Raw genomic sequence first — 22,910 nt, 5'->3', positions numbered from 1 at the left:
TGTAAAATTTCCCACGCCGTTATCCGTGTCATGTTCTTTGCAAAATTTCTGCGAATAGGGGCTTTCGTATGCGAAAAATCGAATCCATTCCTGCATTTGAGCGGGAATAGGGGCTTTCGTATGCGAAAAATCGAATACAATCCCGCTTTGGAGCGCGAATAGGGACTTTCGTATGCGAAAAATCGAATAGCATAGCGCAAAGGAGACTGCGAGGGGCCGTCTTCTGGCTTTCCGTTACATCCAGCAGCAGCTGCGGCGGAGCTTCGGGCTCGATCGAATCGGGGCCAACGGCGCGGGCGGTGGTGATTTCGGCTAATCGGTCGGCCTCGGCCGGAGAGAGGCGGCATCAGCGGCTGGGAAAGGCGGAAGCTGGCGGCAGACGGAACAAGCGTGGCCGGCAGGTTGGATTGGGACCGGAGGCATGTTTTGGCTGTAGACCCGACAATCTCCTTGGAGACTGCAACTTTTCGCGCCAAGGGCTCGTCAAGGGGGAGGAAAGCTAAACTTGATCCAGTCATGGAAAGGAGCAACTCCCACATGCAAAAGAAAAAACTCGTCGTCCTCCTGACGGCGGCAGGCTTGCTCGGCACGACGGCGGCAGTCGGCGCGGCAGATCTGACCCAGAAGGTAAGCGGCCTCCTCCGACATGATATCAAAGTCTCGATCAACGGCACGACCTATTCGTCGCTGGACCCGGTCTACATAGACGGCAAAGCCTACCTCCCGCTTCGCGATGCCGCGAACGCGCTCGGCTACGAGCTGAAATGGAGCCAGCAAAACAAACAATTCGATCTCCAATCCCCCTCCCAAGGACAGGGACCCGGACAAGGCGAAGCGGAAGAGAAGCTGCTCCAGCTGGCCGGCGTCGTCCTGAGCGTCAGCACCGAAGGAGACTTGGTCAGCCTGCAGGTGCAAGGCAAGAGCGCGAACGGCGGCGTCGACTATATGGTCCTCAAAGCGGATAAAGATACCGTCGTCGTCGACGAGCAAGGCGAAGCCAAGCTCGCGAAGGACATCAAGCCCGGCACGCACGTCTCCGCCGAATACGGCCCGATCGTGGCCTTGAGCTTCCCCGGCCAGTCGCATGCGGCTAAAATCGTCGTCGGTCCGGAGCGCCTGATCAAAGAAGACGCGGTCAGCGCGATCGAGAAGACCGACGCCGGCTGGAAAGTCCAACTGGGCAGCGCGGAAGGCGATGCCGCCGCGTCGAGCGTCATCCTGAACGTCGACTCGAACACGCTGGTGGTAACGCCGTCGGCAGAGCCGGTCAAGCTGGAAGACGTGAAGAAAGGGACGAAGATTCGCGCGTACTACGGCCCGATCACCACGAAGAGCATTCCGGCGCAGAGCGCGGCCGAGCTCCTCGTCGTCCTTCCGGAAGAAACGCAGCAGCCTTAAGCGGCGAAGTCGGCAGCGCAGCCCGACATTCCGCCACGAATGCAACTCCACGCACGCAGGGGCTTACCCGCCAAGGTCGCACGATGGACCGGCGGGAAAGCCCCTTTTTTTTCGGATAAAGCGGCGATTCAGGAGGGATCGGCTCGCAGCGGAGAGATAGGCTTAATCGTACAGGCGGGCGATCTCTTCGGCTATCCTGCGGACATCGCTCGCGACGGATGCAGGCGCCAGCACCTTCAGATCGGTACCGAACCCGAGCAGGTGATGGATCAGCCAACGCTGGTTCGGGCGTACGGCGCGGACGGTCACCGAGCCGTCGGGCTCCGCGGTCATCTCCCGCTCTTCGAACGCATCGGCGGCCCTCGCCGCGGCGGCGGGGGCGAATCGCAGCAGCAGTTCGACCATAGGGCCATTCGGCCAAGACGTGGCGGCCGAACGGCTGAAAGGGATTTCCGCGCCCTCTTGCGGGTCCGGCCGCCGTTCGAACGTCTCCTCCGACGCGCGGAGCTCGCGGATGCGCGACAGCCGGAAGATGCGAAAGTCCTGCCTCTTCAGGCAATATCCGTACACATACCAGATGAATCCTTTCAGGACGACACGCATCGGCTCGCAGGAGCGATAAGTCTGGGCGCCGTCCCCGCCGGTATAAGCGAATTCGATCACCCGTCCGTCCCGGATCGCCTGGCGCGCAACGCCGAGCTTTTCCTTATCGCCTTCGCCGCCGGAGCGCCAAGGGTTGAAGTCCAGGGAGATCTGGCGGCTGGTCTCCTCGACCCGCTCCCTCTCGGATTTGGCGAGCAGCGCCCCGACTTTGTCCAGCAAGAGGCTGATCTCCCGGTCCTCCAGTGTGCCTTCGACGCTTTGAATGCCCTTGAGGGCGACGACCATGGCGTTCATTTCTTCGAGCGTCAGGTACTGCCGATCCAGCCGGTAGCGATCCATGATCTCGTAACCGCCGTCCACGCCGACGTAGGAAACGATCGGAATGCCGGCTTGGCCGAGCGTCTCCAAGTCCCGGTAGACGGTCCTTAGGGAAACCTCGAACCGCTCGGACAGCTCTTTGGCGCTGACGCGGCTGCGGTTCAGGAGGAGCATCGTAATGGCGAGCAAGCGGTCCAGTTTCACGTAGCAACCTCCCGGTCGAGCAACCGACTTGCGCTCAACTCGTCAAGGAAAAGCTGCAAGGGGCGGCTCACGTAAGCGTCTTTGCGCATGACGAAATTCGTGCGGATCGCGTGGCGAAGCTTGGCGTCGAAGTGGGTCCGGACGGCGCCGGCCGCGGCCGATTGGGCCACGATGCTGCACGGCAGGAGCGTGATGCCGAGCCCGGCCGCGACGCCGCCGATGATCGCCTCGAGGGTGCCGAACTCCATGATTTGCGGCGTTTTCCAGGCGTTGTTGCGCAGCCACTCCTCGAGGACGGAGCGGTAGTGGCAGCCGTCGGTGAAGACGAGGATCGGCTTCTCCGCCGCATCCGCCAGGTCCGCCATCGCGGCTTCGGAAACGAGCGCGAGCGTCTCATCGAACGCCGGGATGGCGACGACTTCGTCGTGCGGCACCGGGCCGGACAGGAAGGCGCCGTCCACTTCGTAGCGCAGCACCTTCTCCAGCACCTGCGACGAGTGCCCCGTCGAGAGGGAGAGCGCCACGTCCGGATACTGGCGGTGGTAGCGCGCGAGCAAGGCGGGCAGTCTCACCGCGGCACAGGACTGGGTGGAGCCGATCGCGAGCGGTCCGCGGGGCTCCGTGGACGAAGTGACGGCGCGGGTCGCCTCCTCGAGCAAGCCGAGAATTTTGCCCGCGTAATCGAGCAGTGCCTTGCCGCCGGAGGTGAGCGTCATGCCTCGGTTGTGCCGGTGGAACAGCACCGTATTCAAATCCTCCTCGAGCTGCCGGATTCGCGCCGTGACGTTGGATTGGACGTAGCCCAGCTTGGCGGCTGCGCGGGTGATGGAGCCTTCGATCGCGACCGCTTGAAAGACGCGAAGATCGCCACTCTCCATGCAGCATCGCTCCTTTCGTCTTGATATCATTTTGAGTGATTGAAAGCATTAATTATGACTATTTTATCTGAAAGCAAGCCGGCGTTACAATACCTCTAACGCATCTGGGGAGGTAACGAAGATGAACGGGAAAAAATTCGCGGCTTTGATATGGTTAACGACCTTTTCGATGGGAACGGCCTTTCCGACCGGTAGAATCGGCCTGGATTACACGACGCCCTTCATGCTGCTGGGCATCCGGTTCCTGCTGGCCGGCGGGATCATGGCTCTCGCCACGATCCGAAGGCCGAAGCCGCGGGGAGCGGCCGCCTGGGGCAAGATAGCGCTGATCGGTACACTCAACTCCGCGGGGGTGATGGGATGCGCCTACTACAGCATGAGGTGGATTACTTCGGGAGAGTCGGCCATTCTCATTTTCGTCAATCCGCTGATGGTCATCGTGCTGGGCACGTTGTTTCTGGGGGCGCGGTACGGCGGACGCCAATGGCTCGGGGTCGCGCTCGGCTTTATCGGCGTCGTCTGTACGTTCGGGACGCATTTTCACGTGCAGCCCGGTACGCTCATCGGACTGGCGGGCGCGACCATATTCGCCGCGGCTTCGCTGCTGCTGAAGCGGTGGGGAGGGGCGTTCGACCTCTGGGTGCTGACCGGCTATCAGATGCTGGCCGGCGGAGTCGTGCTGGTGGCGCTGAGCTTTTTGACGGAGCATCCCCATTTCGAGCTGACGTTCGTTTCGGCTGGGGTGATTCTCTGGCTGGCGCTCGTCAGCTCGATCGTGCAGCATTCGGTGTGGACCTATCTGCTCCGCCATACCGAGCCGGGACGAGCCAGCGCGTACCTGTTCCTCGCGCCGCTGTTCGGCGTGCTGTCCGGCTGGGCGCTGCTCGGCGAACCGCTTCACGGCTATGTTGCCGTCGGAGGGGCGCTGATCGGAGTTGGCATCTTCCTCGTCAACCGGCAGGTCCGCCGTCGCCCAAAGTCGTCCGATCGCCCGCAAAAGCTTGCGCAGTTGTGATATAATAGAGGGACGATTACGAATTCATACGGAGGTTGAGTGAAGTGCTGGACCGTCTACAAGTATTGGCGGACCGATACGAGAAGCTGAGCGAGCTTCTGTGCGACCCCGACGTGATGAACGACTCGTCCCGTCTGCGCTCGTACGCCAAGGAACAATCGGATCTGGAAGAGCCTTATCAGGCTTACCTGGAATATAAGCAAGTCGTCGAGCAACTGGACGCCGCCAAGGCGATGCTCGATGAGAAGCTGGACGAAGAGATGCGCGACATGGTGAAAATGGAGATCGAGGAGCTCGCGGAGCGCAAAACTTCGCTGGAGGAGCGCGTGCGCTTCCTGCTGCTGCCGAAGGATCCGAACGACGACAAAAACGTCATCGTCGAGATCCGCGGAGCGGCCGGCGGCGAGGAGGCGAACCTGTTCGCGGCCGAGCTTTACCGCATGTACGCGAAGTACGCGGACGCCCAGGGATGGCGCACCGAGATGCTCGAAGCTAGCGTAAGCGATCTCGGCGGGTTCAAGGAAGTCATCTTCACGATCAACGGCCAGGGCGCGTACAGCAGGATGAAGTTCGAGAGCGGGGCGCATCGCGTACAGCGCGTGCCCGAGACCGAATCCGGCGGACGCATCCACACGTCGACGTCAACCGTCGTCGTCATGCCGGAAGCCGAGGAGATCGACATCGAGATTCTCGACAAGGACATCCGCGTCGATACGTTCTGCTCGAGCGGCGCCGGTGGGCAGTCGGTCAATACGACCAAATCCGCGGTCCGCGTCACGCACATCCCGACGGGCATCGTCGCAACGTGCCAGGACGGCAAATCGCAAAACGACAACAAAGCCAAAGCCCTGCAGGTGCTCCGCACCCGGATCATGGACATCAAGATCCAGGAAGAGGAAGCCAAGTACGCCGGCGAACGCCGCGAGAAGGTCGGCACAGGCGACCGCAGCGAGCGGATTCGTACGTACAACTTCCCGCAGAGCCGCGTGACCGATCACCGCATCGGCCTCACCTTGCACAAGCTCGACGCCGTCCTGAACGGCAGCATGGACGAGATTGTCAACGCGCTGACGCTCGCCGAGCAGACTGACCTCCTGCAGCAGGAGGGCATGGCCTAAGCGGTACGGCATCATCTGGCAGGCATCGCACGAGGCGGCCGCCTTCTTCGGGAGGCTTGGCCGCTTTTCGTTTTGCGGGCGGGCGAGGCTGGACGGAAATCGGCGGTCCGCGTGCGGGGAGCCGGTTCTGGCATTCGGTCCTACCGTCGCGGGAGTCGGGCGAAGGTGTCGCAGTTGAAAAAAGAAAGGGTGTGGGTGGGCATGGACAACCGGGAAACGATCGGCGACGCCTGGCGGGCGGGCGCGGCGCGGCTGCGCGAGGCGGGCGTGGACGAAGCGGAAGGGAACGCCGAGCTGCTGCTGCTCCATCTGCTGGAGTGCGATAAGGCGAGGCTGCTGATGGACATGCGGGAGCCGTTTCCGCCGGAGCGGCGGGAGGCCTGGGAGCGGCTGTTGGCGCGCAAAGCCGCAGGCGAGCCGGTGCAGTACATGACGGGCGGGCAGCATTTTTACGGCCGCTTGTTCGACGTTTCTCCCGCGGTGCTCATCCCGCGCCCGGAGACGGAGCTGCTCGCCGAGGCGGTGCTGGCGGCCGCCGACGAGCGGCTGGACGGACGCGAGCGTCCGCTTCGCGTCTTGGACGTGGGCACCGGCAGCGGCGCGCTTGCCGTGACGCTGGCGGCGGAGCGGCCGCGCTGGCGCGTGACGGCGTCGGACCTGTCGCCCGAAGCGCTCGCCGTCGCCCGCGCCAATGCGGCGCGCCACGGCGCGGCAATCGCGTTCGCGCAGGGCGATCTGCTGGAGCCGTTTCTCGCCCCGGGCGCGGTTCAGGCGTTCGATGTGATCGTCTCCAATCCGCCGTACATCCCGTCGGCGGACATGCCCGGCCTGCAGCGCGAGGTGCGCGACTACGAGCCGCATCTCGCGCTCGACGGCGGCCCGGACGGGCTCGCGCCTTACCGGCGGATGGCGGCCCAGCTTGGCCGCCTCCCGGCGATGCCGACGATCGTCGCCTGGGAGGTCGGCATCCATCAGGCCGAAGTCGCGGCGCAGCTGTTGCGGGAAGCCGCCGCTTGGCGCGAGATCCGCTTCGTCCGCGACTACGCCGGCATCGACAGGCACGTGCTGGCGATTCGATAGCATCGGCCGGGGTTGGAGACAAGGTACAGGGGGAGAGGCGTGAAGGTGGAGCGGGGAGAAGGGGCTCGGAGATCCCTGCGCAAACCGGCTAATGCCGCCTCGGGCACCCCCGATTGCGCCGCGATACCCGCTCAAACCAGGAACCTGGCACCGAGATGTGCGGAAAAATCGTATAACTCCTCGCGTTTGGCGGAATCCGGCACCGAGATGTGCGGAAAAACCGTATAACTCCCATCGTTTGGCGGAATCCGGCACCGAGATGTGCGGAAAAACCGCATAACTCCCATCGTTTGGCGGAACCCGGCAAAGAGATGTGCGGAAAAACCGTATAACTCCCGGCGTTTGGCGGAATCCGGCACTGAGATGTGCGGAAAATCCAGGTGTTTTACAGTATTTAGCCTCCCTGGGATAACATTCCTGTTTGTAAAATGGTCCACGATGTCACGTTCTGGGCAATACTATTGGCCCAAACCGACTAACGCCGCCTCATACACCCCCAATTGCGCCGCGATACCCGCTCAAACCGGCTAACGCCGCCCCATGCACCCCCAATTGCGCCGAGATACCACCCAAACCGGCTAACGCCGTCCAACGCAAGCCGTAATTCGCACGATAGCTTGCATCCCTTCTCTCCAACTTCTTCCGCTGCCCCACGCCCCTGACTTTCCCGCGCCCATCCCGGCAGACCGCCGCCTCGGCCCCCTTTCGAAGCGTTTCATCGTGCTCGACCGAACACCCCACTCTCGCTTGACCGCACACCTCACCACCGGGCGCAACTAAGATTCTCCGCACTGCCCTCCAAAAAAGCTAGATTGCGAGGTTTATAGTTTCCCCAGCCGGACATACTGATGGCTAAGACGTTCCGGAACGCATCGAAGGCGCCGACGGGTGCCGCGAGGAGCGAAAAACGATGCGTGGTCTCCGCCATTTTATCCCTTATCTTTTTCTTTTGCTGATTGGCGTCATTGGCTGCTCCACCCTTGCCGCGCGGGGCGCGGCCGCGGATTCCGCGGGGGATTCCGCAATCCCGAACGAGGCGATCCGCATCCGAATTATCGCGAACTCCGACAGCGACCGCGACCAAGCGATCAAGCGCCAAGTGCGCGACGAGGTTGCCAAGCTGATCGATTCCTGGGGCGTCATGCCCGATACGATTGACGAAGCCCGCACGCTGATCAAGTCCCGTCTCGGAGACATTCAAAAGACGGCGAACCGGGTGCTGAAGCGGGAGAAAGCCGGCTACGGCGCCAAGACGGTGCTGGCCAAAGTAGACTTTCCGGCCAAAACGTTCGAAGGCAAGGCGTACCCGGCCGGCAAGTATGAGGCGCTCCGCATCACGCTCGGCGATGGGCAAGGCGTCAACTGGTGGTGCGTGCTGTTCCCGCCGCTCTGTCTGACGGCCGCGACGGCCGCGGACGACCAGGCTGCGAAAGCTCCCGCCAAGACGAGCGAAGCCGGCGGCAAGCAGGCGAAGGACGCGAAAGCCGAGGCCGGCGGCAAGTCTTCGAAAGCCCAGGCAGCCCAGGCGGCCTCCGACAAGAAAGGCCAAGAAGCCGGCGGCAAGGCGGCGAGCGGAACGCTGGAAAAGCCGCACGCGAAGTTTTTCCTGTGGGAGCTGCTGCAAAAGCTGTTCGCGTTTCTCCGGGCGTTGTTCTCCTAGGGCGCTGTGATATAATCGTCCTAAGATAGGTTCAACGGCAAGGATGGATCTCACGATGAACAAGATGACGATATATTGGCCGCCGGAGCGCTTGGACGCCGGCATACACGAAGCCGCCTCGGCGTTAGCCGCGGGCGGCGTTGTCGCGTTCCCGACCGAGACGGTGTACGGGCTCGGGGGCGACGCACGCAGCACGGAGGCGGTGGAGAGCATCTTCGCCGCCAAAGGAAGGCCGTCCGACAATCCGCTGATCGTACATCTGGCCGACGCGTCGGAGGCGGACGAATTGGCTTCGGTCGTATCGCCGCTAGAGCGGCGGCTGATGGAGGCATTCTGGCCCGGGCCGCTGACGCTTGTGCTGCCGGTCCGCCCCGGTGCCGTGTCGGCCCGTGTGACGGCCGGCCTCGATACGGTCGCCGTGCGCGTCCCCGCGCACGAGACCGCGCGCCGGCTGATCGCGGCGGCCGGCTGTCCGGTCGCGGCTCCGAGCGCGAACCGCTCGGGCCGCCCCAGCCCGACGCTGGCGCGGCACGTCCTGGAAGACCTGGACGGCCGCATCGACGGCGTGCTGGACGACGGTCCGACCGGCGTCGGCCTCGAGTCGACGGTCGTCCGCGTGCTCGACGGCGCCATCCATGTGCTGCGCCCGGGCGGCGTTACCGCCGAGCAGCTCCGCGCGGCCGCGGGACCGCACGTCCGCGTCGAGAGCGCGGACAGCGCGTCGGCGGAGGCCGCTCCGGCCGGCGAGCCCGCCGCGGGCGAGGAGTCCGAGGCGGCGCCTCGCTCGCCCGGCATGAAGTACGCCCATTACGCCCCGCAGGGCGAAATGGTGCTGGTGACGGGCGAGGCGACCGCGATGCGCGCCGCGGTGCAGGCCGCGGCAGACGCGGCGCGCGGGCGCGGGCAGCGCGTCGGCATCCTGGCCTGCGCCGAGCATGCCGGCGGCTACCGCGCCGACGCCGTGCTCGACCTCGGCAGCCGGGCCGCGCCCGGCGAGGCGGCGCAGGCGCTGTACGCGGCGCTCCGGGCGTGCGACGACCGCGGCCTGGACTACGTCGTCGCCGAAGGCTACCCGGAGGACGGCATCGGCGCCGCGCTCATGAACCGCCTGCGCAAAGCCGCGGGCGGCCGCATCCTTCGGGCGTAGGGCGCGCGGCCGCCCCCGGAGCAGGCGCGCCGGCCGCCTACGCGCCGGCCGCATTGCGCCGAGGCCAAGATTTCATCCCCATCCCCCCAACTGAATAGCCCCCTTTCCCCGACGCCCCTCGCCGAAGACATGATCGGGTCCTTGTCCGCATATGTTGGTCTTAGCGCACGGTCCGGGACAGGTTGCCCGCGGGAACGGAGGGGGAAGGATCATGGAATGGCACGTCATGGCGGGACATATGCTTACGATCGTCATCATGGCGGTGGCGCTGGGGATGGACGCGTTCTCGCTGGGCGTCGGCATCGGTCTTCGCGGCGTCCGCAAGCTGGACGTGCTCAAGCTGAGCTCGATGATCGCCGCCTTTCACGTGCTGATGCCGCTGGCCGGCATGTTCACCGGACAGTACGTGAGCGTATTGCTGGGCGGCGTGGCGACGTCGGCGGCGGGCGGGCTGCTGCTCCTGCTCGGCGGCCATATGGTATATAGCGCGCTGCGGGGCGAGCCTGTCGCCTCCTTTAATCACAGAACCTTCTGGGGCATGCTCGTGTTCGCGCTCAGCGTCAGCGTCGACGCGTTTTCCGTGGGCGTGTCGCTCGGCATGTTTTCGGCGCATATGCTGTTCACCGTATTGCTGTTCGGCTTTATCGGCGGCTCGATGAGCGTGCTCGGCCTCATGCTGGGCCGGCGCGTGAGCCGTTCGCTGGGCGGCTACGGCGAAGCGTTCGGCGGCGTGATCCTGTTTGCGTTCGGACTCCTCTTTTTGATATAACTAATTCACCACGAAATGACGTCTGGGAGAAGGGGGCAACGCAAATGCAACGCATCCTGCTTGTCTGTACGGGCAATACGTGCCGCAGTCCGATGGCCGAAGCGCTGCTGCGCGCCCAAGCCGCCAGGGACGGCCTGCGGATCGAAGTCCGCTCCGCCGGCGTGGCCGCCGCTTCCGGCATGCCGATCTCGGCCCACGCGGAGAAGACGCTTCGGCAGCGCAATGTGGACGTGCCCGGACGCGCGACGCCGCTCACCGGCGGCGAGGTCGCTTGGGCGGACTTGATCCTGGCAATGACCGGCTCGCACAAGCGCGCGATCGTCGAACGCTATCCCGAAGCCGTCGCCAAGACGCATACGTTAATGGAATATTCCTACCGCGACCACCCCGTGATGGAGGACCTCGCCGAGGCGGAGCGGATCTATACGGAATGGCAGATGAAGCGGGCGCTCGGCCAGCCGCTCTCCGAAGCGGATCGGGCCAAGCTGCGGGAACTGGAACGCCGCCTGCCGAATTTCGATATTGCGGACCCGTTCGGAGGACCGCCCGAAGCTTACGAGGCGTGCGCGGAGGAGATCCGCGAGGCGCTGGAGCGGGCGTTTCGCAAGCCGGATACCCATTGACGGCGGGCCGCTTCGTTCGGTATGATGAGACTACAAGTTGCAGTTCCGGTGTAACTGGCGACACAAGTGGGCTTAACCACAGTGGAGCACCGGAATGTCGGCCGGTCGCCTGGGCAAAGAGCAGCGTGCTTTCGCACGCATGCTCTTTTTCGTCTTTTTTCGGCAAATTAGGTATAATACATCTGACCAAGCCGACGGCAAGCCGATCCCCGTTCCGCGACGGAGGGGAAGGGCCGCGGCGGCAGATTCGGAAGCGGCAAGCCGCGAGGCGGGACGTTCCGGATCGGACAAAGGGAGGGTATCTGGAGGCATGAAAATCGCAATCGGCGCCGATCACGCGGGCTACCGACTGAAAGACGTCATCGTTCCGTTTCTGGAGGCGCAGGGCCACGAGGTGATCGACGTAGGGTGCAGCTGCGCGGATTCGGTCGACTATCCCGACTACGCCGTGCCGGTCTGCGACAAAGTCGTCGGCGGCGATGCGGAGCGCGGCATTCTGATCTGCGGGACGGGCATCGGCATGTCGATCGCGGCAAACAAGACGCCCGGCATCCGCTGCGCGCTCGTGCACGACCTGTTCTCGGCGAAGGCGACCCGCGAGCACAACGATACGAACGTGCTGGCGATGGGCGAGCGCGTCGTCGGTCCGGGACTGGCCGAGGAGATCGTCCGCGTATGGCTGGACACGCCGTTCTCGGCGGGCGAGCGCCATCTGGGCCGATTGGGCAAGGTAAAAGCGCTCGAGCAGCAATATTCCCTTCATCCTTAGCATGCAGACTAGCCAAGAAAGCCGGGAGGAGAAGCGCATGACGCATTCCGAACAACAGCAGCCCGGGGCGTCCGCCCCGGCGTCGGTCGCGGACCAGGTCGAGCGCGCGCTCGACGAGCTCGTCCGCGCGGGGAGCCTCATCGCCGGTCAGACGATCGTCTTCGGCGTCAGCACGAGCGAGGTGCAGGGACGCCGCATCGGCACGTCCGGCGCGGAGGCCGTCGCCCGCGAAGTCTACGAAGGCGTCGACCGCGTTCGGCTGCGGGTCGGCTTCCATGCCGTCTGGCAGTGCTGCGAGCATCTGAACCGCGCGCTTGTGACGGAGCGGACGCTGGCGGCGGCAAAGGGCTGGACGGTCGTTTCGGCCGTGCCCGTGCCCAAGGCCGGCGGCTCGATGGCCGCTTACGCCTACCGGCGCCTGAGCGATCCGTGCCTCGTCGAGTCCGTGCAGGCCGACGCGGGCCTCGACATCGGCGAGACGCTGATCGGGATGCATCTCCGGCCGGTCGCCGTGCCCGTGCGGCCCAGCGTCCGCTGGGTGGGCGAAGCCCGGGTGACGATGGCTTACGCGAGGCCGAAGCTGATCGGCGGCGAACGGGCGGTCTATGCGCTCCCGGCCGAACCGGAACGGCCTTCGAATACATGCGATTGACCTTTTGAACTTATACCTTTTGGAGGAGGAACCCCCATGTCCGCACATTTGCGCAATCAAGACCCCGAAATCGTCAAAGCGATGAACCTGGAACTGACCCGTCAACGCGACAACTTGGAGCTGATCGCTTCGGAAAACATCGTCAGCGAAGCCGTGCTCGAAGCGATGGGCACCGTCCTGACGAACAAATACGCCGAAGGCTACCCCGGCAAGCGCTACTACGGCGGCTGCGAATACGTCGACATCCCCGAGGAGATCGCCCGCAACCGCGCGAAGGAACTGTTCGGCGCGGAACACGCGAACGTGCAGCCGCACTCCGGCGCCCAGGCGAACCTGGCCGTCTACCTCGCCGTCCTGAAGCCGGGCGACACCGTCCTCGGCATGAACCTGGCCCACGGCGGCCACCTGACGCACGGCAGCCCGGTCAACGCGTCCGGCCTGCTGTACAACTTCGTCGCCTACGGCGTCGACGAGCAAACCTTTAAGATCGATTACGACGAAGTCCGAAAAGCCGCTTTCAAGCATCGTCCGCGCCTGATCGTAGCCGGTGCCAGCGCTTATCCGCGCACGATCGACTTCGAAGCGCTCGGCCAGATCGCCCAAGACGTGGGCGCGCTGCTCATGGTCGACATGGCGCACATCGCGGGCCTCGTCGCCGGCGGCCAGCATCCGTCCCCGGTGCCGCACGCGCACTTCGTCACGACGACGACGCACAAGACGCTGCGCGGTCCGCGCGGCGGCCTGATCCTTTGCCGCAAGCCGTGGGCCGCGGCGATCGATAAAGCGGTGTTCCCGGGCACCCAGGGCGGCCCGCTGATGCACATCATCGCGGCCAAAGCCGTGGCCCTCGGCGAAGCGCTGCAGCCTTCCTTCAAGGACTATGCGGCCAACGTCGTCTCCAACGCCAAGGCGCTCGCGGAAACGCTGCTCGGCGAAGGGCTGAACCTCGTTTCCGGCGGCACGGACAACCACCTGATGCTGATCGACACCCGCAACCTGAACATCACCGGCAAGGACGCCGAGCACGTGCTCGACTCCGTCGGCATCACGGTCAACAAAAACGCGATCCCGTTCGACCCGACCAGCCCGTTCATCACGAGCGGCATCCGGATCGGCACGCCGGCCGTCACTTCGCGCGGCATGGGCGCCGAAGCGATGAAGACGATCGGACAGGTGATCGCGCTCACGCTGAAAAATCCGAAGGACGAAGCCAAGCTGGAGGAAGCGCGCAAGATCGTTCGCGGCCTGACCGCCCAGTATCCGCTGTATCCGGAGCTTCAATACTAAGCCGAACGGAGCGAAACGAAGCCTTTTCCTCCCGGCATAGGCCCGCCACGCGCCCATTTTTCGCCTCCTGACGGAAAATGGGCGCGTGGTGTTTGACGAATACCGGGTAAAGGTATAAACTATACGTACGCTTAATTTCCGGCAATGCCGGAAAGCGGGGGAACCGATCATTTGGGGCGAATCGACGCCGATGCCGCTTGCGGCACCGTCATAGGGTACCATCTACCCGAGCCCGTCAGCTAACCTCGTCGGCAGTGGATGGGTCAATGCGCATACTTATTTCAACTCATTTGACCCTCTCGAGGGTCTTTTTGCGTCCTTTAAGACCCCTATCTGGCTTAAGCGTGAACCCTGTCGCCGCCTGCGAGGGGTCTTTGCCGACCCTTTCGCCCGAACGAACCGCTGTGGAAAAGGAGGAATCACGATGGCGATGAACGAACCGTCCCAAAGCCTGCAACCCGACGCCCCCGTCCTTTATCCCGATAATACGTATTACCGCGGCCTGATCGATTGGAACGACGCCAACGATCCGCTGCGCAAGCTCGTGGAGCCGGCGGAGCGCACCGCTCCGTCCTGCAGCATCTGGAGCCTCTCCGACGAAGAGAACGACTATCTCGCCCAAGGCTATCGGCATACGTACCGGACGACCGCTTTCCTCATGGTGCCGGAGACCGAAGCCAAAGAGGGCATTCAGCCTGCGCTCGACTACGTCGGGCAGCATCCGGAGATCCGCCAGGTCGTCCTGGCCGGAGGCGACAGCCTGAACCTGCCCACGGAACGGCTCCGCGTCGTGATCGAACGGCTGCGGGAGATTCCGCTCGTCGGCATCATCCGGCTGAGCTCCAAGCTGCCGGTCGTGAATCCGATGCGCATCTACGAGGACGAGGGCTTGATCGCGCTCTTGCGCACGCACTCGACGCCGGCTAAGCGCATCTACGTGATGGCGCACGTGCACCATCCCCGCGAGCTGACGCCGGAGTCCGCCCGGGCTTTCCAGGCGCTGCAGGAGGCGGGCGCCATCGTCGTGAACCGCACGCCCATCCTGGGCGGCGTCAACGATGATCCCGAGGTGCTCGCGATGCTGCTCGACCGTCTGACCGAAGCGGGCGTCACCCCCTACTACTTCTTTCTCAACCGCCCGGCGGCGGGACGCGAAACGTTCGCGGTGCCGCTCGAGCGGGCTTACGGCCTCGTCGAGAGCGCCAAGGCGAGGACGGCGGGACTGGGCCGGCGGGTGCGCCTGTCGATGAACCATCGTTCGGGCCTCATCGACGTGCTTGCGGTCGACAGCGGCAAAGCTTATCTCAAGTACCATCCTTCGCTCGAGGACGAGACCGGGAAGTTCCTGACCGTCGACTGCCCGCCCCACGCCACCTGGTTCGAGGAGCTGCCCGACGAAGCGGCGGCGGCCCGGGAGCAGGCGGAGCGGAAGGCGGCGGAGCGCAAGCGGATGCCTACTTACCTCCGGACGCCCTATCATATCGGAGATTGACCCTCGCCGTCGCGGCCGAAAAGTCCGCGGCGGTTTTTTTTATCCCCGAACGACAGACATTAAGGAAGACGATGAAACTCCGTTTCGGCTGCTGCGTATTACGTTACATAAGGCCGAGACGAAGAGGCCAAGAGGAGGATTCGTGAAAATGTCCATTTTCAAACGATTGCGCGACCTGACGTTGTCGAACGTATATGCCCTTATCGAGAAGGCGGAGGATCCGGTCAAGATGACCGACCAATATCTGCGCGACATGCAGGACGATCTGGAAGACGCGGAGAAGGCCGTCGCCGCTCAGATCGCGCTCGAGAAGCGGTTCAAGCAGCTGTACGAAGAGCAAGCGGCGCTCGTCGCCAAGCGCGAAGAGCAGGCGAACATCGCAGCCCAGGCGAAGAACATCGACCTCGCCCGCCGCGCCTTGGAGGAAAAGAAAGCTTCCGAGCAAAAAATGGCCGAGTACAAGGCGAGCTACGAACAGAACAAGCAAGCGGCCGACAATCTGCGCCTGAAGCTCGACGAGATGCGCAAGCAGTTCACCGACCTGAAAAACCGTCGCGAAACGCTGGTCGCCCGCGCGAATGCCGCGAAGGCGCAAGCCGGCATCAACAAGGCGATGGCCGGGTTCGGCGCGGATACCGCGCTCTCCGGGCTGAGCCGGATGGAGGAGAAGGTTCGGCAGATGGAAGCCCACGCCGAGGCGACCGAGGAAATGAGCGGGGCCAAGGGCAAATCGCTGGACGACGAATTCGCGGCGCTCGGCAAGAACAAAGAAGTCGAAGACGAGCTTGCGGCGCTGCTGAAAAAGTACGAGAATTAAGTAAAGACGGTAAAGATGAACCCCGCGTTCCGGGGTTCCTTTTTATCCGTTCGGCGGCGTATCGATGAGGGGATTGCGGATCCTTGCCGCCTTTCTTATCGAGGTAGTGGAACGGCCGCGCGGCTGGACGCGCGGTTCGTCCGAGAGGAGAGACGTTCACGTTGAGTTGGGATCAGATCGCGGGCACCTTGCTGTGGACCGCCGCGGGCGGCGTGCTGCTGTTCGTGCTCATGGGCATCGACGCTTTGTTCACGAAGTACAAGGACCTGGAGGAGATGAAGCGCGGCAATACCGCGGTGGTCATCCGCTTCGTTCTGAAGCTGGTGGCGCAGGGCTACATCCTGAGCCGCTCCATCGTCACTTCGGTCAGTCTGGGAGAAGCGCTGCTCGTCTCCATCATTTCCTTCGTCATCCTGTTCGTGCTGGAACGGCTCGTGGAGATTGCCTTCCGCAGTCTGGCCGACCTGCGGTTGGACGAGGGCGTGAAGGAAGGGATCGTCGGGCACGGCATGATCGCCGGCTCGCTGCATTTGGTCGGGGCGCTGATTATCGGGGCGTGCCTGTAAGGCGTCGCCGCCGAGGAGGAGGACGGATATGAGCTTGTTTCAACGCGTCAAAAACATCCTGAAAAAGCCGGAGCCGCTCAAGGCGGAGCGCAGCGTGCTCACCCTCGGTCCCGGCGACGTCTGCGAGGTGTCGCTCGTCACCTATCAGGTCGTCGGCCGGACGAAGCCGGTGAATCGCAACGCCGTCTGGCTGTCGCTGCGCGACGGCGCCGACATCCGCTATCTCTCGATCGAGGAGCGGATGCAGACGGAATACGCGCTGTACGGCGCCATCGACGGCAGGCTAGATTCGATGGACGAAGTGCCGGCGCATATCGAGCTGGACGGCGTCGACTATCATCTGGAGGAGCAGTACGCGTCGCGCATCGTCGAGGCGGGCCAGGCGCCCTTCTCGTCCGCGGGCGGCGAGCTGCACGTCTGGCAGTTCCAGTCGGACGGGCGCCAGCTGCTCCGGATCGAGTGGCAGGACGGCCGCTTCATGCTGTACGAAGGGGAGAAGATCCTCCCCGCCGACGTCGAATGGCTCCGGGGTAACGCCTAATGAACCGTCGTCTTCGCCGCTGGGGGACGGCGCTTCATCTCGCGGTCGTCTTCAGCCTGATCGTCACGCTGCTGTCCGCCTGCGGCAGCAGCTTAAACGTCCAGGAGACGTATCCGCTGGAGTCGGTCAGCAAGAACGGCAGCCAGACCTCCTACGTCTACCGGGCGGCGGGCGAGACGGTCCAGGCGGTCGCGGACGAGCTGATCGATCAGAAAAAGCCCGAGCAGGTATCCAAGGACGATCCGGACCATATGTTCCTCGTCTACGCGGATCAGATCGTCCATATCCAGAAGGACGAGGAGAAGCCCGAGGATACGCTGGTCGAGGTGGACAGCAAGGAGTACGTCCGGCAAAACTACAGCCCGTCGTTCCTGGAAGGCTATCTGCTGGCCAGCCTGATCGGCAATCTGTTCGACCTGTCGCGGCCGGGCGGCTACCACGGGGACTATCGCGGCTACGGCAGCCAAAAGGCTTATCCGCCGCCGGCCACGGGCACGTACCGCGCCCCGACCGACCAGGACCTGAAGTCCGCGCCGCCGATGACGGTGAACAAGAAGGGCTCGATCTTCAAGCGCGGCAAAACCCAGGGCGGCTCGGACGTCGGCTCCGGCGGCCTGTTCAGCAAAAAGCCGCCGTCGACTTCCGGCTCGAGCGGTTCTAGCGGCAGCATCACGCGCAACAAGGACGGCGATACCGGCAAGTCGAGCTCCGGCTGGATCAAGCCCCGCAAGTCGACCAAGCCCCGAACGAGCTTCGGCGGCTCGGGGCGGATCACCAGGCGACGATGACGCTGCGGCGATGCCGCCGGCCGGTGACATAAACGACAAACAACCCGCCTTCGAGGCGGGTTGTTTGTCGTTTGGGCGCGGGGGCGCGAAGAGAGGGGCTGGGCTACCGGCTGCGCCAGGGATTGGGCCGAATAGGGAACAAAATGTTCCCTATTCGGGGCCTGCGTCGGGCATCGGGCTAAATAGGTAACAAAATGTTCCCTAATCGCACCCTGCCCCGAACATCCCGGCTCGCTGCGTAAAGCCGACTCAATACCCCCGCAAATACGGCTTCGCGACGTCGGCGCGGCCGTCCAGCTGGCGGAGCGCGTCGATCGCCCAGTACGGGTTGCGCAGCATGCCGCGGCCGACGGCCACGAGCTCGGCGTCGCCGGTCGCCACGACGTTCTCGGCGAGCTTCGCGTCCTCCAGCATGCCGACGGCCATGACCGGCACGCCCAGCGCCTCCTTCAAGGCGCGAGCGAACGGCACCTGGTAGCCCGGGAAGTTGCCGGGCTTGCCCTTGACCGCAGGTCCGCCTTCGCCGCCGGTCGAAACGTCGAACAGGTCGACGCCGGCGTCTCTGTAGGAGCGAGACACCTCGAGGATGTGCTCGAGCCCGTATGCGTACTCCGCATATTCGATCGCGGATACCCGCATGAGCAGCGGCATGTCGGGCGGCAGCGCGCGCTTCACCGCGCGGATGACCTCGACGCCGAACTTGGCCGGGTCACGGCCGAATTCGTCTTCGCGCTTGTTGATGCCCGGCGAGTGGAATTGGTGGATCAGGTAGCCGTGCGCGCCGTGCAGCTCGATCGTGTCGTAGCCGGCGGCGACGGCGCGGGCGGCCGCTTGCGCGAACTTGTCGACGAGCGCCCAGACCTCCTCGGTCGTCAGCGCGCGCGGCGTTTTGGCTTTGTCGTCGAACGGCTCGTTCCAGGGGCCGACGGGCGGCTCGGCGTCGAGCGCTTTGCGTCCCGCGTGCGCGAGTTGGATGCCGATCTTCGCGCCGTTCCGGTGCGCGGCTTCGACGAGGCGGCGATGCGCCGGGATCTGATCGTCCGACCAGAGGCCGAGGTCGCGGTTCGTGATGCGGCCGTCCGGCTCGACGTCGGTCATCTCGACGAGGATGAGGCCCGTGCCGCCCACCGCGCGGGAGGCATAATGGACGAAGTGCCAGTCGTTCGGCGCCCCGTCCTCCGCGTCGACGGAATATTGGCACATCGGGCTCATGACGATGCGGTTGTGCAGCGTCAAGCCTTTCAGGGTATAGGCGGTGCTCAGATGGCTCATGTTCTCCACTCCTCTGTCTGTGATGGGACTCTACCGCTTTATATTGTAACAGATTTGGTCACAGTTTTGGAGCGGGAGCCATCGCCGCCAGGCGCCTGCGCAGCAGGAGCCATACGAGAATCGGCGAGCTGCCGAACGCGAGCAGCATGATGTTGATCACCAGAGGCGCGGTACTGCGCGAGATAACCGCGATAAAGACGATCGTTCCGAGGAAACGGCCGGCGTTCAGCGCCAGCTCCCGGAAGATGATGTATTCTTCGCGGCGCCGCACGCTCTCTTCGTCGCTGCCGATCTGATCGAACACGATCGAGACGGACGGGATCGTATACAGAGGAAAAAACAGCGCGGTGCCGATCCCGAAGAGGAGCAGCGTCCCGTAGCTGACGCCCCAGAACAAAGGGAGGATGGAGACGCTCATCATGAGGACGCCCGCGAGCATCCCCCACTGGCGGTAGCGGGGCTTGTACAGCCGTCCGGCCAGCCAAAAGCTGCCCAAGGCGACCGCCGAGGTGTAGAGGGAGAAGTTGCCGATCTTCATTTCGCTTTTGGTGGAGATATAGACGAGCAGGGCGACCATAAAGCCGAAGATCCCTTCGCGCAGTCCTTGAGCCACCATGGCGAGGCCGATGATTCGCCAGGGGTTGTCCCGCCGGCCGAGACCGCGGAAGCCGCCTCGCCAGTCGTAGCGGCTTTCGATCTTTCGTTTGTGGAGGAAAAAAGTCAGCACGGCCCCGGCGACGAAGACGGCGAGCGAGATGGAGAAGATGAGGCGGTAGCCGGTGTTCCCCGCGCTTTTCGTGATGAGATAGCCCGAAATCCAGGGGACGATCATGCCCGCGATCGACCCCAGCAGACCCGTGACGCCGTTGAACCGGTCGCGGTTGTCCCGATTCGTGATCTCGAAATAAACGACGTTAAAAGCCAGCCAGAACAAGCCGGAGGAGATCCCTTGCACGAAGCCGAGGAGGGCGATGTAATCCGCGGCCCGGGTGCCGAGCAGCAGCACGATGCCGTAAAACACCGCGGACATGGCCACGCCGACCCGCAGCGCGTTCATCTTGTTGCCTTCCTTGACCCACTTGCCGGCCAGCCAAAAGGTGAGCGACATCGTCAGCTGATGCGCGACGGCGAACCAGCCGAGCAAGGTGTAGTCGTTTTTGATCTTCCATATGTAAATGTTCACGAAGGTGCCGGATAGCGCGTTGGCGCAGGTGAAGAGGGCGTTCACGCCGAGCAGCAGAATCGCTTGGCGGTCGAGTTTGGCTCCGCCTTTCGATGGCGAGCCGGACCGGGCCGGCTGGGCATCCGCCGTCCGGCTGCCGAATGCTTCGCGGAGCGAAGGGCGCGATTTGGTGTGGTCTAGCATCTGGGCCTCCTGACGTCGTTCTCGGATTCGATATTCGCGGCAAGGGGAAACGGACAACCTTCATAAGGTTCGCCAGAATGCCGGAAATCATGAGCGCCGTTCGCATGAAGACGCCGATGCCCGCAAGACCGGGCGGAGATGCGGCGGGAGGGAGGCTCCCGCCGGCAGGCTAGATCAGTAGCGTTAGAACGAGCAGTTCGTACAGCACGAGCGTCAAAATGGCGTTCGAGGCGCTCGGCCCGAAAAACCGCAGATCCTGCGCCGTAGGCGTCACCATCAGATGCAGGTGGCAGCCGTCGCAGCCGACGACCGTGCCTTCGTACTTATGGCCGTCGATCGTCTCGACCCGCACGCGGCGGTTGAGGCACGAGCTGCCGACTTCGTTCAGCTTGTGACGCATTTTCTTGACGCGGCCGACCCATTCCTGCTCGGCCTGGTACAGCGGTGCCGGAGCGCCTGGCGTTTCCGCTAGTCTTGCCATCTTCATTCCTCCTTGGGCGGTGCTTCAATAGGCTATGCACCCGGTTTAAAATCGGTCACGAAGCGCCCGAATCGGACGAAATTCACTTCCCGCGACGGATGGAGTGCGAAGGCGGGGAGACAATGATATAATGAACGGGCATCTGAACGCAGGAAAGGGAGGAACACAATGGGGCGCTTGCACGTCTGCGATCACCCGCTAATCCAACATAAAGTTACATTTCTACGCGATAAAAACACGGAGACCAAGCAGTTCCGGGAACTGGTAGACGAAATCGCGACCCTGATGGCGTACGAAGCGACGCGAGACTTTCCGCTCGAGACGATCCGGGTAGAGACGCCTGTGATCGAGGCGGACGGCAAGGTCATCGCCGGCCGGATGGTCGGGCTGATCCCGATTCTGCGCGCCGGGCTCGGCATGGTGGACGGCGTCCTGAAGCTGCTGCCGTCGGCGCGGGTCGGCCACATCGGACTGTATCGCGACGAAGTGACGCTGCAGCCGGTCGAATATTACGTGAGCCTGCCTACGGACGTTACGGAACGGGAGCTCATCGTGCTCGACCCGATGTTGGCCACCGGCGGGTCCGCGAACGCGGCCATCTCGATCCTGAAGGGCAGGGGCTGCCGGCCGACGAAGCTGATGTGCCTCATCGCCGCGCCGGAAGGGCTCAAAGCCGTGCAGGAGGCGCACCCGGACATCGACATCTTCGTGGCGGCCCTGGATTCCCATTTGAATGAACACGGCTATATCGTCCCCGGATTGGGCGATGCGGGCGACCGGTTGTACGGCACGAAATAATACGTATTTTTTCCGAGGAGTGAGTTCGTCCAGTGAGCGCGATTAAAGTCATGACCATATTCGGCGTGCGACCGGAAGCGATCAAGATGGCGCCGCTCATCCTTGAGCTGCAAAAGCATCCCGGGCAAATCGAGCCGATCGTCTGCGTGACCGCGCAGCACCGCCAGATGCTCGACCAGGTGCTCGAAGTGTTCGGCATCAAGCCGGACTACGATCTCGATATCATGCAGTCGGGGCAGACGCTGAACGATATCTCCATCCGCGTGCTGCAGGGGCTCGAGCCGGTGCTCCGCGAAGCCAAGCCGGACATCGTGCTCGTCCACGGCGACACGCTGACGACGTTCCTTGCGAGCTACGCGGCTTTCCTGCAGCAGATTCAGGTAGGCCATGTGGAAGCCGGGCTTCGCACCTGGAACAAGCTGTCCCCGTATCCCGAGGAGATGAACCGCCAGTTGACGGGCGTGCTCGCCGACGCGCATTTCGCCCCGACGAACTGGTCCGCGGACAATCTCCGCAAGGAGAACAAGCCCGAAGACCGCATCTACGTGACGGGCAACACGGTGACCGACGTGTTCCAATATACGGTCAAAGAGGATTTCCGGCACCCCGTGCTCGATTGGGCCGAAGGCAAGCGTCTCGTTCTGATGACGGCGCATCGCCGCGAAGCCCAAGGCGAGCCGCACCGCCGCATCTTCCGCGCCGTGCGCCGGCTGGCCGACGAGTTCGAGGACATCGCGATCGTCTATCCGGTGCACCTGAGTCCGGCCGTCAAGGGACCGGCGGAGGAACTGCTCGGGGGTCACCCGCGCATCAAGCTCATCGATCCGCTGGACGTCGTCGAGCTACATAATTTTTATCCGCGGACGCATCTCATTTTGACCGACTCGGGCGGCCTTCAGGAGGAGGCGCCTTCTTACGGCGTGCCCGTACTCGTGCTTCGCGACACGACCGAACGCCCGGAGGGCATCGGCGCAGGCACGCTCGAGCTTGTAGGCACGGACGAGGAGCGGGTGTACGAGCGCGCGAAGGCGCTGCTGACGGACGAAGCCACCTACGAGCGGATGAGCCGGGCGGCCAACCCGTACGGGGACGGCCAAGCGTCCAAGCGGATCGCGCAAGCCATCCTGCACCATTTCGGCAAGGGCGATCGTCCCGAGCCGTTCCGCAGTTAAGCGATCTTTGGAGGCTGGGCATCCCTTATCCGATTTCGGAAGGCAGGGAGGTCCGGCCTCTTGCGCTTTCCCGTTCCGGGGCAGGAAAGAAATGGG

At 63.7% G+C, this 22,910-nt stretch carries 23 protein-coding genes and 2 riboswitches; of the genes, 18 read left to right on the top strand and 5 right to left on the bottom strand.

From position 1 onward, the window contains the following. The first annotated feature begins 537 nt into the window (after window positions 1-537). A complete protein-coding gene (locus tag LKX83_RS29440) occupies window positions 538-1,398 on the top strand; it encodes a stalk domain-containing protein (protein ID WP_227886403.1) in 861 nt (286 codons plus the stop codon). Between the two features lie 162 nt (window positions 1,399-1,560). Here the strand turns inward: LKX83_RS29440 and LKX83_RS29435 are convergent, their stop codons facing one another. Continuing rightward, window positions 1,561-2,523, bottom strand: a complete 963-nt coding sequence (locus LKX83_RS29435; RefSeq protein WP_227886402.1) for a helix-turn-helix transcriptional regulator — start codon at window positions 2,521-2,523, stop codon at window positions 1,561-1,563. Further along, window positions 2,520-3,401, bottom strand: coding sequence for a LysR family transcriptional regulator (locus LKX83_RS29430; RefSeq protein WP_227886401.1), 882 nt, complete (start codon window positions 3,399-3,401; stop codon window positions 2,520-2,522). The genes LKX83_RS29435 and LKX83_RS29430 overlap by 4 nt, the downstream gene beginning before the upstream one ends. 121 nt (window positions 3,402-3,522) lie before the next feature. Between LKX83_RS29430 and LKX83_RS29425 the strand changes: the two genes are divergently transcribed. The 15 genes from LKX83_RS29425 (at window position 3,523) to LKX83_RS29355 (ending at window position 17,725) form a co-directional block, all read left to right on the top strand. After that, window positions 3,523-4,416, top strand: a complete 894-nt coding sequence (locus LKX83_RS29425) for a DMT family transporter (protein WP_227886400.1) — start codon at window positions 3,523-3,525, stop codon at window positions 4,414-4,416. 44 nt (window positions 4,417-4,460) lie between these two features. Then, window positions 4,461-5,534, top strand: a complete 1,074-nt coding sequence (gene prfA, locus LKX83_RS29420; protein ID WP_227886399.1) for a peptide chain release factor 1 — start codon at window positions 4,461-4,463, stop codon at window positions 5,532-5,534. Between the two features lie 201 nt (window positions 5,535-5,735). Then, window positions 5,736-6,614: a peptide chain release factor N(5)-glutamine methyltransferase gene (gene prmC / locus LKX83_RS29415; RefSeq protein WP_227886408.1), complete on the top strand. Its 879-nt coding sequence runs from the start codon at window positions 5,736-5,738 to the stop codon at window positions 6,612-6,614. Window positions 6,615-7,524: 910 nt separating this feature from the next. Further along, window positions 7,525-8,274, top strand: coding sequence for a stage II sporulation protein R (gene spoIIR / locus LKX83_RS29410; RefSeq protein ID WP_227886398.1), 750 nt, complete (start codon window positions 7,525-7,527; stop codon window positions 8,272-8,274). A 55-nt stretch (window positions 8,275-8,329) separates the two neighbouring features. Further along, window positions 8,330-9,421, top strand: a complete 1,092-nt coding sequence (locus LKX83_RS29405) for an L-threonylcarbamoyladenylate synthase (RefSeq protein ID WP_227886397.1) — start codon at window positions 8,330-8,332, stop codon at window positions 9,419-9,421. A 211-nt stretch (window positions 9,422-9,632) separates the two neighbouring features. Then, window positions 9,633-10,190 (top strand): manganese efflux pump MntP, encoded by a 558-nt coding sequence (locus LKX83_RS29400; RefSeq protein ID WP_227886396.1) that lies wholly within the window; start codon window positions 9,633-9,635, stop codon window positions 10,188-10,190. A 44-nt stretch (window positions 10,191-10,234) separates the two neighbouring features. Then, a complete protein-coding gene (locus LKX83_RS29395; protein ID WP_227886395.1) occupies window positions 10,235-10,813 on the top strand; it encodes a low molecular weight protein arginine phosphatase in 579 nt (192 codons plus the stop codon). A gap of 40 nt (window positions 10,814-10,853) precedes the next feature. After that, a riboswitch (ZMP/ZTP riboswitch) is annotated at window positions 10,854-10,935 on the top strand. Window positions 10,936-11,123: 188 nt separating this feature from the next. Beyond that, window positions 11,124-11,582: a ribose 5-phosphate isomerase B gene (gene rpiB / locus LKX83_RS29390; protein WP_227886394.1), complete on the top strand. Its 459-nt coding sequence runs from the start codon at window positions 11,124-11,126 to the stop codon at window positions 11,580-11,582. Window positions 11,583-11,619: 37 nt separating this feature from the next. Further along, a complete protein-coding gene (locus LKX83_RS29385; RefSeq protein ID WP_227886393.1) occupies window positions 11,620-12,234 on the top strand; it encodes a TIGR01440 family protein in 615 nt (204 codons plus the stop codon). 36 nt (window positions 12,235-12,270) lie between these two features. Continuing rightward, window positions 12,271-13,521 carry a serine hydroxymethyltransferase gene (locus LKX83_RS29380; RefSeq protein ID WP_227886392.1) on the top strand — a complete coding sequence of 417 codons (1,251 nt, stop codon included), beginning with the start codon at window positions 12,271-12,273 and terminating at the stop codon, window positions 13,519-13,521. A 118-nt stretch (window positions 13,522-13,639) separates the two neighbouring features. Then, window positions 13,640-13,790, top strand: a riboswitch (cyclic di-AMP (ydaO/yuaA leader). Between the two features lie 155 nt (window positions 13,791-13,945). Continuing rightward, the gene (locus LKX83_RS29375; RefSeq protein ID WP_227886391.1) at window positions 13,946-15,013 is read left to right on the top strand and encodes a KamA family radical SAM protein; all 1,068 of its coding nucleotides are present in this window, start codon (window positions 13,946-13,948) and stop codon (window positions 15,011-15,013) included. A 148-nt stretch (window positions 15,014-15,161) separates the two neighbouring features. Beyond that, window positions 15,162-15,830: a PspA/IM30 family protein gene (locus LKX83_RS29370; RefSeq protein ID WP_227886390.1), complete on the top strand. Its 669-nt coding sequence runs from the start codon at window positions 15,162-15,164 to the stop codon at window positions 15,828-15,830. 161 nt (window positions 15,831-15,991) lie between these two features. Then, complete coding sequence (locus LKX83_RS29365) at window positions 15,992-16,396, top strand: DUF350 domain-containing protein (protein WP_227886389.1); 405 nt, start codon at window positions 15,992-15,994, stop codon at window positions 16,394-16,396. Between the two features lie 28 nt (window positions 16,397-16,424). Continuing rightward, entirely contained in the window at window positions 16,425-16,937 is a 513-nt protein-coding gene (locus LKX83_RS29360) for a DUF4178 domain-containing protein (RefSeq protein WP_227886388.1), read from the top strand. After that, the gene (locus LKX83_RS29355; protein ID WP_227886387.1) at window positions 16,937-17,725 is read left to right on the top strand and encodes a DUF4247 domain-containing protein; all 789 of its coding nucleotides are present in this window, start codon (window positions 16,937-16,939) and stop codon (window positions 17,723-17,725) included. Before LKX83_RS29360 ends, LKX83_RS29355 begins: the two co-directional genes overlap by 1 nt. Window positions 17,726-17,974: 249 nt before the next feature. Here the strand turns inward: LKX83_RS29355 and LKX83_RS29350 are convergent, their stop codons facing one another. The 3 genes from LKX83_RS29350 to LKX83_RS29340 form a co-directional block, all read right to left on the bottom strand. Beyond that, complete coding sequence (locus LKX83_RS29350) at window positions 17,975-18,997, bottom strand: NADH:flavin oxidoreductase/NADH oxidase (protein WP_227886386.1); 1,023 nt, start codon at window positions 18,995-18,997, stop codon at window positions 17,975-17,977. Window positions 18,998-19,055: 58 nt separating this feature from the next. Further along, window positions 19,056-20,363 carry an MFS transporter gene (locus tag LKX83_RS29345; protein ID WP_227886385.1) on the bottom strand — a complete coding sequence of 436 codons (1,308 nt, stop codon included), beginning with the start codon at window positions 20,361-20,363 and terminating at the stop codon, window positions 19,056-19,058. Window positions 20,364-20,532: 169 nt separating this feature from the next. Then, a complete protein-coding gene (locus LKX83_RS29340; protein ID WP_227886384.1) occupies window positions 20,533-20,844 on the bottom strand; it encodes an LSm family protein in 312 nt (103 codons plus the stop codon). A 168-nt stretch (window positions 20,845-21,012) separates the two neighbouring features. On the opposite strand from LKX83_RS29340, the gene upp reads away from it, so the two are divergent. Continuing rightward, the gene (upp, locus tag LKX83_RS29335; protein WP_227886383.1) at window positions 21,013-21,642 is read left to right on the top strand and encodes a uracil phosphoribosyltransferase; all 630 of its coding nucleotides are present in this window, start codon (window positions 21,013-21,015) and stop codon (window positions 21,640-21,642) included. 32 nt (window positions 21,643-21,674) lie between these two features. Then, complete coding sequence (gene wecB, locus LKX83_RS29330; RefSeq protein ID WP_370639150.1) at window positions 21,675-22,814, top strand: non-hydrolyzing UDP-N-acetylglucosamine 2-epimerase; 1,140 nt, start codon at window positions 21,675-21,677, stop codon at window positions 22,812-22,814. The last annotated feature ends 96 nt before the right edge of the window (window positions 22,815-22,910 follow it).

It is taken from the genome of Cohnella baijiui (assembly GCF_020731285.1).
In the GTDB taxonomy this organism is placed as follows: Bacteria; Bacillota; Bacilli; order Paenibacillales; family Paenibacillaceae; genus Cohnella.
Note: the sequence above shows the minus strand (reverse complement) of the source record. Positions and strands in the feature narration are given on the sequence as shown.

What these genes read in the sequence shown, in the direction of transcription:
- prmC (WP_227886408.1), top strand. Translation starts at nt 5,736, where the DNA reads ATGGACAACCGGGAAACGATCGGCGACGCCTGGCGGGCGGGCGCGGCG.
- LKX83_RS29425 (WP_227886400.1), top strand. Translation starts at nt 3,523, where the DNA reads ATGAACGGGAAAAAATTCGCGGCTTTGATATGGTTAACGACCTTTTCG.
- LKX83_RS29395 (WP_227886395.1), top strand. Translation starts at nt 10,235, where the DNA reads ATGCAACGCATCCTGCTTGTCTGTACGGGCAATACGTGCCGCAGTCCG.
- upp (WP_227886383.1), top strand. Translation starts at nt 21,013, where the DNA reads ATGGGGCGCTTGCACGTCTGCGATCACCCGCTAATCCAACATAAAGTT.
- LKX83_RS29375 (WP_227886391.1), top strand. Translation starts at nt 13,946, where the DNA reads ATGGCGATGAACGAACCGTCCCAAAGCCTGCAACCCGACGCCCCCGTC.
- LKX83_RS29360 (WP_227886388.1), top strand. Translation starts at nt 16,425, where the DNA reads ATGAGCTTGTTTCAACGCGTCAAAAACATCCTGAAAAAGCCGGAGCCG.
- LKX83_RS29340 (WP_227886384.1), bottom strand. Translation starts at nt 20,844, where the DNA reads ATGGCAAGACTAGCGGAAACGCCAGGCGCTCCGGCACCGCTGTACCAG.
- LKX83_RS29405 (WP_227886397.1), top strand. Translation starts at nt 8,330, where the DNA reads ATGAACAAGATGACGATATATTGGCCGCCGGAGCGCTTGGACGCCGGC.
- LKX83_RS29345 (WP_227886385.1), bottom strand. Translation starts at nt 20,363, where the DNA reads ATGCTAGACCACACCAAATCGCGCCCTTCGCTCCGCGAAGCATTCGGC.
- LKX83_RS29355 (WP_227886387.1), top strand. Translation starts at nt 16,937, where the DNA reads ATGAACCGTCGTCTTCGCCGCTGGGGGACGGCGCTTCATCTCGCGGTC.
- LKX83_RS29385 (WP_227886393.1), top strand. Translation starts at nt 11,620, where the DNA reads ATGACGCATTCCGAACAACAGCAGCCCGGGGCGTCCGCCCCGGCGTCG.
- LKX83_RS29400 (WP_227886396.1), top strand. Translation starts at nt 9,633, where the DNA reads ATGGAATGGCACGTCATGGCGGGACATATGCTTACGATCGTCATCATG.
- spoIIR (WP_227886398.1), top strand. Translation starts at nt 7,525, where the DNA reads ATGCGTGGTCTCCGCCATTTTATCCCTTATCTTTTTCTTTTGCTGATT.
- rpiB (WP_227886394.1), top strand. Translation starts at nt 11,124, where the DNA reads ATGAAAATCGCAATCGGCGCCGATCACGCGGGCTACCGACTGAAAGAC.
- LKX83_RS29380 (WP_227886392.1), top strand. Translation starts at nt 12,271, where the DNA reads ATGTCCGCACATTTGCGCAATCAAGACCCCGAAATCGTCAAAGCGATG.
- LKX83_RS29370 (WP_227886390.1), top strand. Translation starts at nt 15,162, where the DNA reads ATGTCCATTTTCAAACGATTGCGCGACCTGACGTTGTCGAACGTATAT.
- LKX83_RS29440 (WP_227886403.1), top strand. Translation starts at nt 538, where the DNA reads ATGCAAAAGAAAAAACTCGTCGTCCTCCTGACGGCGGCAGGCTTGCTC.
- LKX83_RS29350 (WP_227886386.1), bottom strand. Translation starts at nt 18,997, where the DNA reads ATGAGCCATCTGAGCACCGCCTATACCCTGAAAGGCTTGACGCTGCAC.
- LKX83_RS29430 (WP_227886401.1), bottom strand. Translation starts at nt 3,401, where the DNA reads ATGGAGAGTGGCGATCTTCGCGTCTTTCAAGCGGTCGCGATCGAAGGC.